11 protein-coding genes and 1 tRNA gene are annotated in these 15,254 nt (G+C 54.5%); 7 read left to right on the forward strand and 5 right to left on the reverse strand.

The features are described 5' to 3' along the window. Nucleotides 1-8 precede the first annotated feature (8 nt). Together QRX41_RS04325 and QRX41_RS04330 are read right to left on the reverse strand one after the other, a co-directional pair. Nucleotides 9-941, reverse strand: coding sequence for a glycosyltransferase family 2 protein (locus tag QRX41_RS04325; protein ID WP_313838938.1), 933 nt, complete (start codon nt 939-941; stop codon nt 9-11). Next, entirely contained in the window at nt 941-2,638 is a 1,698-nt protein-coding gene (locus QRX41_RS04330) for a glycosyltransferase (RefSeq protein ID WP_313838940.1), read from the reverse strand. Before QRX41_RS04330 ends, QRX41_RS04325 begins: the two co-directional genes overlap by 1 nt. A gap of 118 nt (nt 2,639-2,756) precedes the next feature. Between QRX41_RS04330 and QRX41_RS04335 the strand changes: the two genes are divergently transcribed. Continuing rightward, entirely contained in the window at nt 2,757-3,734 is a 978-nt protein-coding gene (locus QRX41_RS04335) for a glycosyltransferase family 2 protein (RefSeq protein ID WP_313838942.1), read from the forward strand. Nucleotides 3,735-3,771: 37 nt separating this feature from the next. Here the strand turns inward: QRX41_RS04335 and QRX41_RS04340 are convergent, their stop codons facing one another. Further along, a complete protein-coding gene (locus QRX41_RS04340; RefSeq protein WP_313838944.1) occupies nt 3,772-4,473 on the reverse strand; it encodes a metal-dependent transcriptional regulator in 702 nt (233 codons plus the stop codon). Between the two features lie 176 nt (nt 4,474-4,649). Between QRX41_RS04340 and QRX41_RS04345 the strand changes: the two genes are divergently transcribed. The 4 genes from QRX41_RS04345 (at nt 4,650) to QRX41_RS04360 (ending at nt 9,810) form a co-directional block, all read left to right on the forward strand. Continuing rightward, nucleotides 4,650-6,092, forward strand: coding sequence for an Nramp family divalent metal transporter (locus QRX41_RS04345; protein ID WP_313838945.1), 1,443 nt, complete (start codon nt 4,650-4,652; stop codon nt 6,090-6,092). Nucleotides 6,093-6,413: 321 nt separating this feature from the next. Then, nucleotides 6,414-7,856: a catalase gene (locus QRX41_RS04350; protein WP_024627759.1), complete on the forward strand. Its 1,443-nt coding sequence runs from the start codon at nt 6,414-6,416 to the stop codon at nt 7,854-7,856. 126 nt (nt 7,857-7,982) lie between these two features. After that, a tRNA-Ser gene (locus QRX41_RS04355) sits at nt 7,983-8,070 on the forward strand. Nucleotides 8,071-8,475: 405 nt separating this feature from the next. Continuing rightward, nucleotides 8,476-9,810, forward strand: a complete 1,335-nt coding sequence (locus QRX41_RS04360; protein ID WP_313838947.1) for an MATE family efflux transporter — start codon at nt 8,476-8,478, stop codon at nt 9,808-9,810. 260 nt (nt 9,811-10,070) lie between these two features. Here the strand turns inward: QRX41_RS04360 and QRX41_RS04365 are convergent, their stop codons facing one another. Then, nucleotides 10,071-11,504 (reverse strand): MDR family MFS transporter, encoded by a 1,434-nt coding sequence (locus QRX41_RS04365; protein ID WP_313838949.1) that lies wholly within the window; start codon nt 11,502-11,504, stop codon nt 10,071-10,073. 63 nt (nt 11,505-11,567) lie between these two features. Then, entirely contained in the window at nt 11,568-12,017 is a 450-nt protein-coding gene (locus QRX41_RS04370; protein ID WP_313838950.1) for a MarR family winged helix-turn-helix transcriptional regulator, read from the reverse strand. A gap of 524 nt (nt 12,018-12,541) precedes the next feature. On the opposite strand from QRX41_RS04370, the gene QRX41_RS04375 reads away from it, so the two are divergent. Then, on the forward strand, nt 12,542-12,979 hold the full coding sequence (locus QRX41_RS04375; RefSeq protein WP_313838951.1) for a MarR family winged helix-turn-helix transcriptional regulator: 438 nt from the start codon (nt 12,542-12,544) through the stop codon (nt 12,977-12,979). Further along, nucleotides 12,976-15,249 (forward strand): ATP-binding cassette domain-containing protein, encoded by a 2,274-nt coding sequence (locus tag QRX41_RS04380; RefSeq protein WP_313838952.1) that lies wholly within the window; start codon nt 12,976-12,978, stop codon nt 15,247-15,249. The genes QRX41_RS04375 and QRX41_RS04380 overlap by 4 nt, the downstream gene beginning before the upstream one ends. Nucleotides 15,250-15,254: the final 5 nt, after the last annotated feature.

The following is a 15,254-nucleotide window of genomic DNA, read 5'->3' on the forward strand; positions in this document are numbered from 1 at the left end:
CGAATTACTTACAACTGCGGATAATCAATTGATGGGTTGAACCTTATAGCTTCAATCATCTTGCAGTACATCTGACGGCGCAGTTTCTTATCCACTCCCCCGGACCGCATGGAATACCAAACCTGGGCGCAAAAGAGCAGATAATGGACCAGGCTCTTGTGATGCAGTCTGTAGGACCCTTGATTGCGGATACCATAGGCGAACTTCCAGGCGTTCTTCTCGTTGATCATAGAGAAATTGACCCCCTTGTTCTCACCCATATCGTGCACCACTACGCTATCGAGAACCTGAACACCAGGGCAGTCTCTGGTGATACGCAGAGTGTACTCGGCATCGTCAAACCAGATGAAGTACTCCTTGTATGGCAGACCGTAGGCTTCCATGACCCAACGTGGGATGAGCACGGACACGAAGGACGCCTGATTGATCAGCACCAGATCCCTGAGCCCCATGGCACGCAACCGACCCCAGTCCCAGGTAGGCACAGGATTGTTCATTTCTGAAATGGTTCCGTCGATGTATTTGATCAGGGAGCAGGCAAAGGGAATATCCGGGCTTAAAGCCTTGGTGGCTTGTTCATAGCCTCCGAGCAACTTCTCCAAGGCATCCGGCTCAGGATATCCGTCATCATCGAAGATCCACACGTAGTCGAGACCCATCCGGTAGCCCTCGCGCATGCCAGCAGAGAAGCCGCCTGCCCCGCCGACGTTCTTGGGCAAAGTGACAATGCGAAGCTCCACCTTCCCTTCCAAGGGGAACGCGTCCTGATATTCATGCAGGTAATCCGCAGTCCCATCCGTCGAAGCATTGTCGACGATAATCAGGAACCTGGGCAGAAAGGTCTGGGACTCCAGAGAGGCCAGAACCTTCTTCAGCTTTTCCAGACGGTTGAAAGTGACGACGACAGCGGCCACATTCTTCCGGTTATCTACAACATTCATCACTGCGCCCATTCTCCCAACATCCGGGTGAAGAAGGAGTCAGCCGACTCCTTCCTTGAAAACTCCTGAAGACGTTCCAGCTCCACCGTCCACAACCGTCTGCGATCCTGCTCATGATCATCCATTCTCAGCAAGGAACGGACCGATTGACGGACCAGCCCCAGTGATTGCCGAGGCAACAGCCCCTGGACAGGAACCAGCGTCGATTGAGAACCGACATCAGCGCTCAACACCGGCATGCCCCGACTGATTGCCTCAATGGTTGTAAGAGTAATACCCTCATTGATTGAGGTGATCACCAAAGCATCTGCCCAATCATATGTCGCCGAAACCGGCTGAGAGACATCACGACGTTCCACTACATGGCTCAGGCCATATTTCTCCAGGAGTTTACGTACCTCCAAGTCCATATCGCCGCTACCATGCATGATGAACCGAAAACGACCTGGGAAACGACGTTCCATTTCCTTAGCGACATTGATAAATGCCTCCGGGCGCTTCTGCCTGGTCATTCTTCCCACAAAAGCGACATGGAAGACGCCCTGTTGCACGCGGTCCTTGTACCTTGGATGCATCTGATCGGCAGTCAGACCAACCAAGGGCGCCATGACCACCTTTTTCGCCGCTATGCCATGATGATTTACCAACCAATCCTGCAGTTGAGGCGAAATAACATGGTGCAGATCAATATAAGGGTCGCGGCTCACGCTCTGGTTGGGATAGCCACCCCGGTCGTGGTATTCAAGAATATGTAAGGAATCGACAATGAACGTATGCGGATAGTACCGCTTGATCCACCAGAGCCGGTCATACATCCACTGATTGTGATGAATCATAACGCCCCGGATATTGTACTGCTCAAACAGAGCCCTGAGCAGCGGCACGTCGCCGATGCCTTCCTGCGCAGGAAAAGTCAGATTGATGACGAGGGCATCATCCAAATCCTCGTCGACAATCCATGGCTGATGACTGTCATTGTTGGTGATGACGATAGGCAATAGTCCCGCTTTACGAGCCAGAGCTACTGTTTCCATGGCCCAACGCTCGGCTCCCCCAGGCTGCAGCCAATGCATAGCAATAATGACAGCTTTCGGATCCGAAGAGTCCGGTTGTCCAGGTTCGATGGGACTGCCGGGATGATGCACAGCCCCATGAGCGAACAGGTCGCTGGTTGAATCGGGACGATAAATCTCAATAGCCTGGTATCCAGCTTTCTCACGACTACGCCGGAGCAATTCGCGAACTTGATCAAATAGAAGAGGAAAATGCAGCTCGCAGTAGTTGTAGATCTGGTTGCGCATAGGCAGCCGAGAGGATAGATTCCGGGCCTTGACTGTCATATCAGTAGCATCGTCCGGGGTAAGCAACACGTACCGTTCATTCCAGTCAACCAATTGGTGGTGCTGGTCAAAATAGTGAGGAGCAAAGGCTGTCTTAGGCTTAGATGTTGACCTGGCTTTGAATTCGACTACAGGTTTAAGTCCGGCTCCTTTAGTTAGAGAACCGCTCAAAGTCGACGCGTCAGTCAAGCGGGGATACTGCCAGTCTTCACCCATATAGATCTTATAGAGCAGTTCTCGACCAGGCTGCATCAACGAATGATAGTTGACTGCTGAAATAACCAATCGACGTTGCCGTTTGCTCAAGCCATCAAGTTGCTTCCAGGCATCAGATCCAGTTTCAAATAGCTGCTGCATGTGGTCTATGCTAACCTGAGCGCGGTACGCGGATTGAGCGTACCTCTGCTATTGCCCACAAATTTCATAATCCCATATCCACCTCAATCTGAGAATCCCTATATGTATAGTATTAATCATGAAGCCTGCCTTGGAAGAAGTCACCATTGCCGTTCTCTTACCCTGCTACAACGAGGAACAGACAATAGGAAAAGTCGTCGACGACTTCCACAAAGCACTTCCAACGGCGACCATTTACGTCTATGACAACAACTCTACAGACAAGACAGCTTCCATAGCGCAATCCAAGGGCGCAGTAGTCCGACCGGAACCGCGCCAAGGTAAAGGCAATGTCATACGGGCCATGTTTGAAGATATCGATGCCGACGTGTATGTCATGGCCGATGGCGACGACACCTATCCTGCAGAAAGTGCTCCCGCCATGGTCGATAAAATCCTCGAGGGCTATGACATGGTGATAGGCGACAGGTTGAGCTCAACCTACTTCCAGGAGAACAAAAGACCCTTCCACAACGTCGGCAACAGATTAGTCCGTTCGGCAATCAACGGCATATTCCATGCGCGCGTCAAGGATATTATGACGGGATACCGAGCTTTTTCGTTCACCTATGTTAAGTGCTACCCGATTCTGTCTCATGGATTCGAAGTGGAAACGGAAATGACCATACACAGTCTAGATAGGAATCTACGGCTGTATGAAATGCCCGTTCAGTACCGTGACCGTCCTAAAGGCTCCCACAGCAAACTCAACACTGTAGGCGATGGGGTCCGCGTACTTTCCACCATTTTCAGAATGATCAGGGAGTACAAGCCTCTTCCCTTCTTTGGAGGCTGCGGTTTGCTGATAGACTTGGTCGGTTTCGGTTTTCTCTTGTCGGTTATGCTTGAATTCTGGCACACAGGATCGGTTCCGCGTATTCCTACCCTCATAGGATCAGTGCTGTTAATCCTGGTCGGTTTGTTATCCATCATCGCCGGCATTATCCTCGACATTTTAGCAAAAAACGACAGAAGAGCCTATATTCATACTTCAAACTTATTCGCATATCTTCACCGTCATCAGCAAAAGCGCAAGGCTAGCCACAACGAGCAGTGACACTGGTCAATACGACAAATCGCCTAATGGTTTTTAATCAGATAGGGCTGACCTGAATCAATGCTGCCTGTTCTTGGGACAGCACAAGAAGATCGCCCGGGGCAGAGCCGGATCTGGATTGCGTATCCGACAGACTTACGGCTAGTTCATCACCAGCCTGCCGACTTTTCACCTGCACCAGACAACCAGGTCCTATATGGTAATTGCTGAGTGTGCGCAGCATTCGTGGATCCTCATCGCTGACTCGTTGCACACGTACAGTCAAACCAGCAGCTACTTCTGAAAGAGGCCTTGTGGTTGTAGGCAAAAGGGGGAGATCCCCCTCTGCCGAAGGTATAAGATCACCGTGTGGATCCGCAGTGGGGTGTCCCAGATATTCGTCGATGCGGTCCACCATCTTGTCAGAGACGGCGTGCTCAAGGCTGTCCGCCTCCTCATGCACCTCATCCCATCCGTAACCGAGGACCTGCACCAGGAAGGTCTCCAGCAGCCTGTGGCGTCGAACCATAATGACCGCATAGCGACGACCGGTCTCAGTCAGCTCCACCTTGCCGTAAGGCCTGTGAGTGACCAGACCGGCATCGACCAGACGCCCCAGCGCACCCGAGACCGTCGACTGTTTCATGCCCGTCCTTTCGGCCACCGCAGTGGGCTGGACAGGGCCCTTGTCCCATTCCTGAAGGTCCCAGATGACCTTGAGATAATCCTGGGCGCTGGAAGACAGTTCGGCAATTCCCATGTTCCACAGTCTATAGCACAGATCCATGGCGCGACCCGCGAGCAAACCCTGCAGGCATATTTTGAGATTGTCACAGATCACCTCTGGTATTCTTCATCAAGCGCCATTAGACTTCGAAGGGTCGAAGTCTATAGACAGCCGCGCGACCGCCATGGTCCAGAATCAAGGAAGGTGACATGCCGAACACTCAGACCCGACCCGCCTCAGGGTCCGCCAGCCCAGCCGGATCCGAAGTCAGGACTCCGCCGTCCAGTCGGCAGCACCAATCCCATCCCATTATCGAGACGGCCAACGGGCGCTCCCTGGAAGAGATCAACGCCACAATCTCCGTGCCCAACTCAACCTCCTCCTTCTGGAAGAATCTGGCAGCCTTCTCCGGCCCGGGCGCTCTGGTGGCAGTCGGCTACATGGATCCAGGCAACTGGATCACCTCCATCGGCGGCGGCGCCCAGTATGGCTACCTGCTCATGAGCGTCATCCTCATCTCCAGCCTGATCGCCATGATGCTGCAGTACATGTCGGCCAAGCTGGGAATCGTGACTGGTCTGGACCTGGCCCAGGCCACCCGCCAGCACACCAGTCGCCGGCTCAGCTTCGTCCTTTGGATCTGCACGGAGCTGGCTGTGATGGCCACCGACATCGCCGAGGTGATCGGCGGAGCCATCGCCCTGAAACTGCTCTTCGGCATTCCGCTGATCCTGGGCGTGACGCTGACCGTGCTGGATGTGCTCATCCTCCTGCTGCTGACCAAGATCGGCTTCCGGCGCATTGAGGCCATCGTGGCTACGCTGATCATGGTCATCATGGTGGTCTTCCTCTACGAGGTCTTCCTGGCCAAGCCTGACATGCCCGCGGTCTTCCGTGGGTTCATCCCCGACAAGGCCATCCTGGGCAACGGCCAGTTGACCATGGCTCTGGGCATCGTGGGCGCCACGGTCATGCCTCACAACCTCTACCTGCACTCATCCATCGTCCAGACCCGCGACTTCGACCGGAGCGACGACCGTCAGGTTGCCAACGCGGTCCGTTTCGCCACCTGGGACTCCAACATCCAGCTGTCCGCCGCCTTCGTGGTCAACTGCCTGCTGCTGGTGCTGGGTGCAGCCATGTTCTTCGGACACGGCGAGGGGCTGGATACCTTCACCGCCCTGTACAACGCACTGGGCGACAAGACCATCGCCGGGCCGGTCGCCTCCGGTCTGCTCTCCACCCTCTTCGCTGTGGCCCTGCTGGCCTCCGGTCAGAACTCGACCATCACCGGCACTCTGACCGGACAGATCGTCATGGAGGGCTTCATCCGCATGAGGATTCCTCTCTGGCTGCGCAGGCTGGTCACCCGTGTGATCTCCATCATCCCCGTGCTGATCTGCACCATCGCCTTCGGCGGCAAGGAGTCCGCCCTGGATAATCTGCTGGTCTACTCCCAGGTCTTCCTGTGCGTGGCCCTGCCCATATCCATGATCCCCTTGGTCTGGTTCACCTCCTCCAAGAAGATCATGGGCAAGTATGCCAACCCTCGATGGATGGCCTTCCTGGCCTGGATTGTCGTGGCTGTCCTGACCGGGCTCAACCTCCAGCTGGTCATCCAGGATGTGGGCGAATTGATACAGATGCTCTGAGCACCAGTGCTCTGATGAGAGCCGTCGCCGTTTGCCGATTGAATGAGGCATCGTCGGCGGCTCTCTTGCAATTCCGCCCGCACCAGACACATCACTCTTTGTCGTCATGAGCATCTTGCTCGATTAGTGACATATCTGACTCTCGCTCAGCGCGCATATCCACCAACTCCATCCCCAGTCAGATACGGTGGAGAATAGCAGGATTTTATCAAGAGTCCTGTCATCAGCGATCGAGTGGTCAACCAGGAGCTGGGTCGCAGACCTGGCCAGCTTGGGACTGTCAATCGCAAAACTCATAGAGGTCAGAGGAATCGAGCAGACATGAACGACAAACTTACTACCAACGAAGGGCAGCCCTGGGCAGACAACAACCATAGCCAGACGGCGGGCACCCGCGGGCCCATCCTCATGCAGGACTACCAGCTCCTCGAAAAGCTGGCCCACTTCAACCGCGAGCGCATACCAGAGCGCGTAGTCCACGCCAAGGGGGCTGGGGCCAAGGGAACCTTCACCTTGACCAAGGACATGAGCGCCTACACCAAGGCCGACGTATTCAACGGAGCCGGCAAGACCACGCCCATTCTGCTGCGCTTCTCCCAGGTGGCCGGCGAATCCGGCTATCCCGACACCCTGCGTGACGTGCGCGGTTTCGCCCTGCGCTTCTACACGCAGGAGGGCAACTACGACGTGGTGGGCAACAACACGCCCATATTCTTCGTCAACGACCCCCTGAAGTTCCCCGACTTCATCCACTCGCAGAAGCGCGACCCGGCCACCCACCTGCGCAGCCAGGAGATGCAGTGGGACTTCTGGTCGCACTCCCCCGAGTCTGTCCACCAGGTCACCTATCTGATGGGCGACAGGGGCAACCCTGCCAGCTACCGGAACATGAACGGCTATGGAAGCCACACCTTCAAGTGGGTCAATGCGAAGGGCGAGCAGTTCTGGGTCAAGTACCACTTCCTGAGCGAGCAGGGCGTGAAGAACATGACCGATGAGACCGCCGCCAAGGTTGCCTCCGAGGACACGGACTTCCTCCTGCACGATCTTTACGATGCCATCGACCGGGGCGACTACCCCAAGTGGAAGGTCTGCGTGCAGATCCTGCCCTACCAGGAGGGCCTGGACTACAAGGACGATATCTTCGACGTGACCAAGGTGGTCTCCAAGAAGGACTATCCGCGCATTGAGATAGGCGAGTTCGTGCTGGACACCAACCCGACCAACTATTTCGATGATGTAGAAGAGGCGGCCTTCTCCCCCGCCAACTTCGTCCCCGGCATCGAGCCGTCGCCCGACAAGCTCCTGCAGGGCCGGCTATTCGGATACAAGGACGCCGAGCGTTACCGTCTGGGTGCCAACTACGAACAGCTGCCCATCAACCGCCCGGTCAACGAGGTCCACAACTACGAGCGCGATGGGTTCATGTCCCAAGGCCAGGATGGATCGGTCAACTACGAGCCCAACAGCAAGGGCGGCCCCGTAGAGGACAACGATGCCCGGATGCATGGCGATGCTGTCCAAGGGCAAACCGAGTACTCCCGTCCCTACGACAAGGACTATTACTCTGCAGCCGGCCGTCTCTACAGGCTGATGAGCCCGGAAGAGAAGGACCGCCTGATCCAGACCATCAAGAACACTCTGGGCTCTGTCGATGACCAGGAGATCCAGGTTCTCGAGACCAGGCAGTTCTACCAGGCCGACCCGGATTACGGCCAGCGCGTGGCTGAGGCTCTTGGCCTTTCCATGGATCAGATCAAGTAATACAGCAACAGGGCGGGAACTGCCGGCGACACGTCTGAACTGGCCTGCAATCCCCGCCCTGTGTTACTATTTCCTAGTTGCCTTGATAAGGGTCACGTAGGCTACGACCCCGTTCATTGCAGCCTTGGAGGATTCGCCTAGTGGTCTATGGCGCACGCTTGGAAAGCGTGTTGGGTTCACGCCCTCACGAGTTCGAATCTCGTATCCTCCGCCAGAGGAGTCTTGGACAGTGGCCCAGGACTCTTTTTGTACGCACAATATCGACATTGCCATTCTTTGCGCTGTCGATCCTCTTGATCTTCCACTTTGTTTGATCTTATCCGTTCGTTTAATATAGTAAGCTAGGCGGTCTTGTTGCCAGAAGAGGCCTCATCACCTAAGTGCCTCGCAAGACAGTGATGTCCGGAGGCGACCAGACGCTGCGAGCATGGGCGAGACAAAGAAAGTTCAGGGCCATATCTTTGAAGACTTACTGCAAATGCAGGCGAGGATACACTCAGGCCCGTCACCAGTTACAAGTTGGCACCCGTGCATCTTTGCAACAGGTGGGCTTACTCAAGCGAACCACCTGTCGCTTCCCCGTGAGGTTCGAGACCGGGGCAGAGCGGGGACTTGACGCATGAGCGACACCATCAAAACATGCCTACGCAATGCGGCCATTGGAGTCCCCCTATTATTTCAGAGCATTCTTTTTAACGTCATGTTCTATTGCGACTCCTTCCTGCTCGGCTTTGTCGGCGAGCACGAGGTGTCAGCAGTCTCGGCAGGCTCTCAAGTCATCTGGTTGTATGAAGCCCTGATAACATGTCCAGCCTACGTCTGCGGGACTATAGTCGGCAGACTTGAAGGAGCAGGCCGAAGATCAGAGATACGCACTGCTATATCGAGATGTTTCGCCTTTACCGGTGCTCTTGTTTTGATCGTGGGTTCGGGACTCTTCATAACATCACAAACCGTTTCTTTTGCAATGATTCATAATCCGGATGCCGCAGACATGATGACCATCTATGTCAGGTGGGCCACTGTCGCATTTGCCTTAAGCACCTTGGGCACGGTCGCAGAATATGCCCTTCAGAATATGAGAGAGCAGAGGAAAGTATTATCTATCTACATCTGCGAATTCGCGATTAAACTGTCAGCTTCGGTCTTCTTCCTTTTCTATATGCATCTCGGCATTTTTGCCATCATCTCGGGAATGCTGCTATCAAAAGTGGCAAGAGTCGTGATGTTGCTTTTCACGCTCTTTCGTAAGATGCGTGGATTGGCCTCCGCCAGGGGACATGCCTATGAATACTCGTGGCAATCCTATACGAAGCAGTGCGTGCCGCTTGGCCTTTCAGTATTGCTGTGGAACATATCCACCATCATCATCTCTTCGAGCTTCGGCAGACTCGATATTGCCGCGTATACTGCATATGCGTTATTGAACAATGCCGTGTACATCATCCTTATTCCCACTGAGGCATATACAAAATCACTGGCAGTTCTGGTGGCCCGGCTGATAGGTGCCTCTTCTGGGCTAAGCCCTGAGTACGTCCACAGTAGACTGCAAGTTATGCGATCTGCAAATGTGGTGATCGGCGTCTTATCAGTTTGCATTTCGTACATCTATATAAGCGTCATACCTTTGATGCAACCAGGCATCAGCACAAGGGTGTGGTCGCAGGTGCATGTAATCGTTCTGCCCTTTTTGGGATATATCGCCTGCAAGAGCATAACTGATTCGATTACCGAGGGCTTCCTTCGCCCCGTATTGGATAACGCTTTTCTCTTCCTTGTCGAATTCCTGGCCTTGCCCTGCACAATAGTCGTTTTCTACGTCCTCAGCATTTCCCTGCTTGACGGATTCTGGTATCTCTTCGGGCTTGAGTTATTCAGGATGTTGCTGGTCTGTGCCCGAGAAGCAGTCTGGGTCCGAAAAGGGCTGCCAAATGCTACAAAAGACGATGGATAAGTTAATTCCCTTATTTTCGTCGTCTCTTATGTATACGTGTCTGGGGATCTGCAATGAATCTCTTAATTCTTGTATTCTCCGGCAACAAAGGTTCTCTTCGCCGATCCAGAATCCTGTTCGCATTAGGCAATTATGCAGTTGGCGTTTCCAAGAGTTTTAAGTATCAAATTATGACCGATGTATGTATCCCTGCTCGTTGGCATTATGAGCCAATCGCTGTCAGCAATGGCCCCTGCTTTGAAAGCGAAAAGATATCTTTCTTACTCATTCTCAGTTTTATGCCGCTTAAGGAAAAGTGAGGCACACAGGCCGATTAGGGCTACGAGCATAAGGAAGATGAAGGCCCACTGGTAGCCCTGGTCGAGAGCTTGGGCTGGAGTGGCTCCGCTGAGACTGCCGTGCTGAGCGCCGATGGTGACGATCATCATGGCTGCAGCTGTACCCAGCGAGCCTCCCACCTGGCGGACAGTCGAAGCAGCAGCGTTGCCGTGGGCTGTGAGTTCTGCGGGCAGTGCGTTGATGCCCTCGGTGAAAGTGGTCATCATGACCAGTGCCACTCCTGCCAGGCGCAGAGCATAAGAGGAAGCGATCACAATAAGACTGGTAGTGGTGCCAAACCATATCATCGGCAAGGTTCCGGCCAGCAGCACCGTGTACCCCAAAAGGGAAATCTTCCTCGCTCCGATTCTTTGATAGATCAGACCAGAGAGAGGGTTGAATATGCCCATGACAATGGCTCCCGGCAGCATGACCAGACCAGAGGTGAGCGCGCTTGACCCGCGCGTATTCTGGAGGTACAGGGGAAGCACCAGCTCCACCCCTACCATGGCAATGTTGCTCAAGGTGCTGAGCAGACTGGTCAGGTTGAAAGTAGCGTTCGTGAAAACACGCAAATTCACCAGTGGCGACTCCAGACGCAGCTGGCGCCGGCAGAACAGGATTACTACCAGCACGCCAGCAAGCAGCAATCCCAAGTCAAGCACTGACGCACCACCCGCGTCCCCTATGGCGGACAGGGCGTACAGAATGAGCCCGAAACCCAGGCAGGAATATACCACGGAAGACACGTCCAGCCGGGTTCTCACCTGGTGGTTGACCGTGTAGACCAGGAAAAACGACGCCACCAGGATCGCGGCGCTCAAGGCAGCAAGCAGCACAAACAAGGCCCTCCAGGACCAGTGCTCCAAAACAAGCCCTGAGAGCGTAGGGCCAACCGTAGGACCCAAGGCCACCACCAGGCCCACCACGCCAAGGGCCACACCGCGCCTGTCAGGCGGGAAAAGCAGCAGTACCACATTCTGAATGAAAGGCATCAGCGATCCAGCGGCCACAGCCTGGATGATTCTGCCCACCAACAGCAGCGGGAAATGCCCTTCGGAGAAGATACAGACCAGGGAGCCAGTCAAAAAAATAGCCATCATGGCCATGAAGGTGTGCTTGGACCGGAAGTTGGAAAACACCCAAGCCGATACAGGTATCATCAGCCCCACGACCAGCAGATAGGAGGTGCTCAGCCATTGAGCAGTGGATTGGGGCACACGGAACTCCGACATGATGGTGGGCAGAGCATTGTTAAGGAAAGTCTCCGCCATCAAGGCCAGGAAAGCCCCTGCTAAAAGCGTGCCCATCATGGCAGTGCGATTTCCCTCAGCCCCGCCCTGGCTGCCTTCCTCCCTGCCGCCATCCTTATTCATACCGCATCCTCCCCGTCTTTCACCGACTCAGTCCGAAGCCTGCATGATCCAACTAGAAGCAGATCAGGATTCCATGTTTCTAATGATCCGTTCCAGGTAGCCGACCAGCCGTCTGCTCTCCTGCTCATCGAGCCCAGACAGGGCAAGTTTGCCCGTGGCCTCCAATGCATGCCGGATCTCCACCTGGTGGGCGTTCAGCTCCTTGCGCGCCTGCCCGGTGAGCTCAAGAACCATTTGACGTCGGTCATCAGCCTGCGGCTTTGCCGTCAACCATCCTGCCTTGACCAGCCGTTTGACAACCCCCCGAACCGTAGGATGACTCAAACGGAACCTGTCGGCAACCGTCTTCTGCGTCACCTCCAGGCCCTCCTGCTCATACAGGTAATAGACCATGACAAACTGAGGACCAGTCAGATTGGGAAAGATGCTCCGCACACACTCGTTCATATGCTTCTCCAGCAGGGTGTTGGCTATTTTGACCAGTCCCTCCGGCCGCTTCTCCGAGAGCTCCAAAAGATACCACCTCTCCAAAATGTAGCATGCTACATTCTTGACAAAGAAAGCCTAGCTGTCAAATCGAGGAAATACAAGAACCTATTCATCAACGTTCTTAATACTGGAGGCTCGAGCAAAAGAAGAGCCTTGGCTCAGCCTCTCCGACCGGTGGGCATGCTGGTTTACCTAGCATTTAGGCCTCAGTATCGTCGTTCTGCATAGCCGATTGGCTAAGCAATACTGATAGGATGATAAGTTGACACTCCATCCCACCGCCGCTGTCAACAAATCACGAGCCTTTAGTCCAATAGACCTCCTTTACCTTGGAGCGACCAACAGAGAAAATTGCTAAACCGCATCAAGAGATCCACCAGGCAGACACACGCCTACTCTCATGCAAGAAGCTCTTTCAACAACACAAGGCCAATATTGAACCTCCTGAGACGTGGCTTCATCAGTCGATACAGTCAGACAAGAACAAATTCAGAGAAAGGCAAGCTATCCGGGCAATAGATAGTTTCCGATATGATATAGTTTCTATAATGAAATCAAATAATCCGTCCTCCCTCTACGATGCTCTCATGTATCTGCAGTGCGAATTCGTAGCAGAGCGCAACAGGGTCAACCCGGGAAATATCACCTGGCAGCAGTTCGACATTCTCACCGTTCTGCGCACGGGAGCGTTCATGCCCTCACAGATTGGCCAACGGCTCGGCATGAGACGATCCAAGGTCTCCAAGAACCTCAGCACGCTGCGCGATCTCGGATACATCAGGCAGGTGCCTGACGCCCACGACCGGCGAGAGCTGGAGACCAATCTGACCCAGGATGGCCGGGACATGCTTGACATCATCGATCAACAGCATAAAACCCTTGAGGAAGATGCCCGACAGGTCTGGTCCAAAGACGAACAGGAAGAGTTCGCTACTCTTGCCAACAGGCTTATCAACAAGCTACGCCAGGAGCGAGTCGCCCGATGAGGACCGAGTGCATTCTTATTGATCAGGCCTCCACGCACAACCTCAAGCAAGTCTCGCTGGCCATACCCAAGAGGGCCATCACCGTGGTCACCGGCCTGTCGGGTTCAGGAAAGTCGTCTCTTGTGTTTTCCACGCTGGCAGCCGAATCACAGCGCATGATCAATCGCAGCTACAGCTCCTACATTCAGCAGCTCCTGCCCAAGTATGAGCCTGCGGAAGTCGCCCGAATCGACAACCTGCCCTTCTCCATTGTCGCAACCCAAAAGCAGCTCTCGGGCAATGCTCGCTCAACCGTAGGCACCTACACTGATATCTACACTGCCCTGCGCCTGCTATTCTCCCGCATGGCCCAGCCATTCATCGGGTACTCCATGACATACTCCTTCAACAATCCTGCGGGAATGTGCCCGACCTGCCAGGGCCTGGGAACTATACGCAGCCTAGTGCTTGATCGCCTGCTCAACGTGGATCTCTCACTGAATCAGGGCGCCATCAACTTTTCCACCTTCCAGCCGGGCGGCTGGAGACTGACCAGGTATACAGATTCAGGCTATTTTGACAACAACCTGCCCCTATGGGAGTGGACCAGCGGCGACCTTAGCTTTCTGCTCTATGGCAAAAAGCAAAAACCGGCACACCCTAGTCCCAACTGGCACAAGACGGCCATGTTTGAGGGATTGGTGCCCCGAATCACCAAGACCTTTATCAACCAAAACGCCGACAAATACCAGCATGAGCTCGAGCAGGTTACACGAATCGCCCAGTGTCCTGACTGCCAAGGGGCCAGGGTCAACGCCAAGGTCCGCTCAGCCAAGATCGGCGGACTGAACATAGCTGACTGTTCTGCCATGAGCGTGGCTGACCTGCAGGACTGTCTGGGAAAAATTCATGACGATCAGGCTGACACCATTCTGCAGGACCTGAAGCGCAAGATAGTCAACCTGATAACGGTTGGTCTGGGCTACTTGAGTTTGGGGCGTGGCACCTCTACGCTTTCCGGAGGAGAGGGACAGCGTCTGAAAATCGCCAACTGCCTGAACAGCCCTTTGAATGATGTTCTCTACATCTTTGACGAACCGAGCGTTGGCTTGCATCCCCATGACCTGACTGGGATCAAGAAAATCTTCAAGGGCTTGCGGAACAAGGGCAATACGGTGGTGATCGTGGACCATGACCCCGAGCTCATCGCCATCGCTGGCCATATCGTCGACATGGTGCCAGGAGCAGGCACGGAAGGCGGACAGATCATCTTCGAGGGAGACCACCAGTCTCTGTTGGAAAGCGGCACAGCCACGGGCAGAGCCCTGTCAGATCCAGGCATAGTAAACGAACCGGCAGCGCCTGCACAAGGATTCTATGCAATAGACAAGGTCACTGCCCATAACGTCAGAGAAGCCCGCGCCAAAATACCCAGGCATATGCTGACTGTGGTGACCGGAGTGGCCGGCTCAGGTAAGAGCACGCTGATCAGGGAAGGCTTCATGGCTCAGCACGATGCCATACTCCTGGATCAGAAGCCGATCAAGGCCAGTGGACGCTCCAACCTGTTGACCTACTTGGGTGTCTTCGACCCGCTGCGTAAGACCTTCGCCAAGGCCACAGGCGAATCCCTTTCGCTCTTTTCATTCAACGCTGCTGGAGCCTGTCCGGTTTGCAAGGGCAAGGGAGTCGTCACCCTGGATATTGCTTACATGGGTGATACCAGCACTGTCTGCGAAAGCTGCCATGGAACCAGGTATTCAACGCAGGCTCTGTCTGCCAGATATCGCGGTTTCAGCATTGCTCAGGCGCTGAAACTGACTGCCAGCGAAGCTATGCACCAATATCGTGAAGTGCTGGGGCCAGCCATGAAGGCACTGGAGGACGTCGGGCTGACTTACCTATCCATTGGGCAAGCTCTCGATACGCTCTCAGGCGGTGAGTTGCAACGCCTCAAACTGGCCAAGCTGCTCAAAGACGGAATTCGTGAGACCTTGATTTTGGATGAGCCCACCAGTGGCCTGCACGAATCCAATATCCTGCAGCAGATTGCGCTCTTGCGCAAACTCATCGCAAGCAAAGGACTCACTATCATCGCCATAGAACACAACCTTCGCTTCATAGGTCAGGCTGACTGGGTGATCGACATGGGCCCAGGAGCCGGGAGCGCGGGCGGCAAGGTGCTGTTTGAAGGGGCTCCTCTTGCACTGATGCGCCGCAATGACACTCCCACAGCCCGAGCCATGAATGCCTATTTCGGCTTTATCAAGGATGCAGCAGTGCAACCATAAGCAGC

This window comes from Bifidobacterium kimbladii, assembly GCF_032193675.1.
Classification (GTDB): domain Bacteria; phylum Actinomycetota; class Actinomycetes; order Actinomycetales; family Bifidobacteriaceae; genus Bombiscardovia; species Bombiscardovia kimbladii.

Excerpts from the sequence above, each read along its gene's own strand:
- QRX41_RS04325 (WP_313838938.1), bottom strand. The coding sequence starts at position 941 with ATGAATGTTGTAGATAACCGGAAGAATGTGGCCGCTGTCGTCGTCACT.
- QRX41_RS04330 (WP_313838940.1), bottom strand. The coding sequence starts at position 2,638 with ATGCAGCAGCTATTTGAAACTGGATCTGATGCCTGGAAGCAACTTGAT.
- QRX41_RS04335 (WP_313838942.1), top strand. The coding sequence starts at position 2,757 with ATGAAGCCTGCCTTGGAAGAAGTCACCATTGCCGTTCTCTTACCCTGC.
- QRX41_RS04340 (WP_313838944.1), bottom strand. The coding sequence starts at position 4,473 with ATGGGAATTGCCGAACTGTCTTCCAGCGCCCAGGATTATCTCAAGGTC.
- QRX41_RS04345 (WP_313838945.1), top strand. The coding sequence starts at position 4,650 with ATGCCGAACACTCAGACCCGACCCGCCTCAGGGTCCGCCAGCCCAGCC.
- QRX41_RS04350 (WP_024627759.1), top strand. The coding sequence starts at position 6,414 with ATGAACGACAAACTTACTACCAACGAAGGGCAGCCCTGGGCAGACAAC.
- QRX41_RS04360 (WP_313838947.1), top strand. The coding sequence starts at position 8,476 with ATGAGCGACACCATCAAAACATGCCTACGCAATGCGGCCATTGGAGTC.
- QRX41_RS04365 (WP_313838949.1), bottom strand. The coding sequence starts at position 11,504 with ATGAATAAGGATGGCGGCAGGGAGGAAGGCAGCCAGGGCGGGGCTGAG.
- QRX41_RS04375 (WP_313838951.1), top strand. The coding sequence starts at position 12,542 with ATGAAATCAAATAATCCGTCCTCCCTCTACGATGCTCTCATGTATCTG.
- QRX41_RS04380 (WP_313838952.1), top strand. The coding sequence starts at position 12,976 with ATGAGGACCGAGTGCATTCTTATTGATCAGGCCTCCACGCACAACCTC.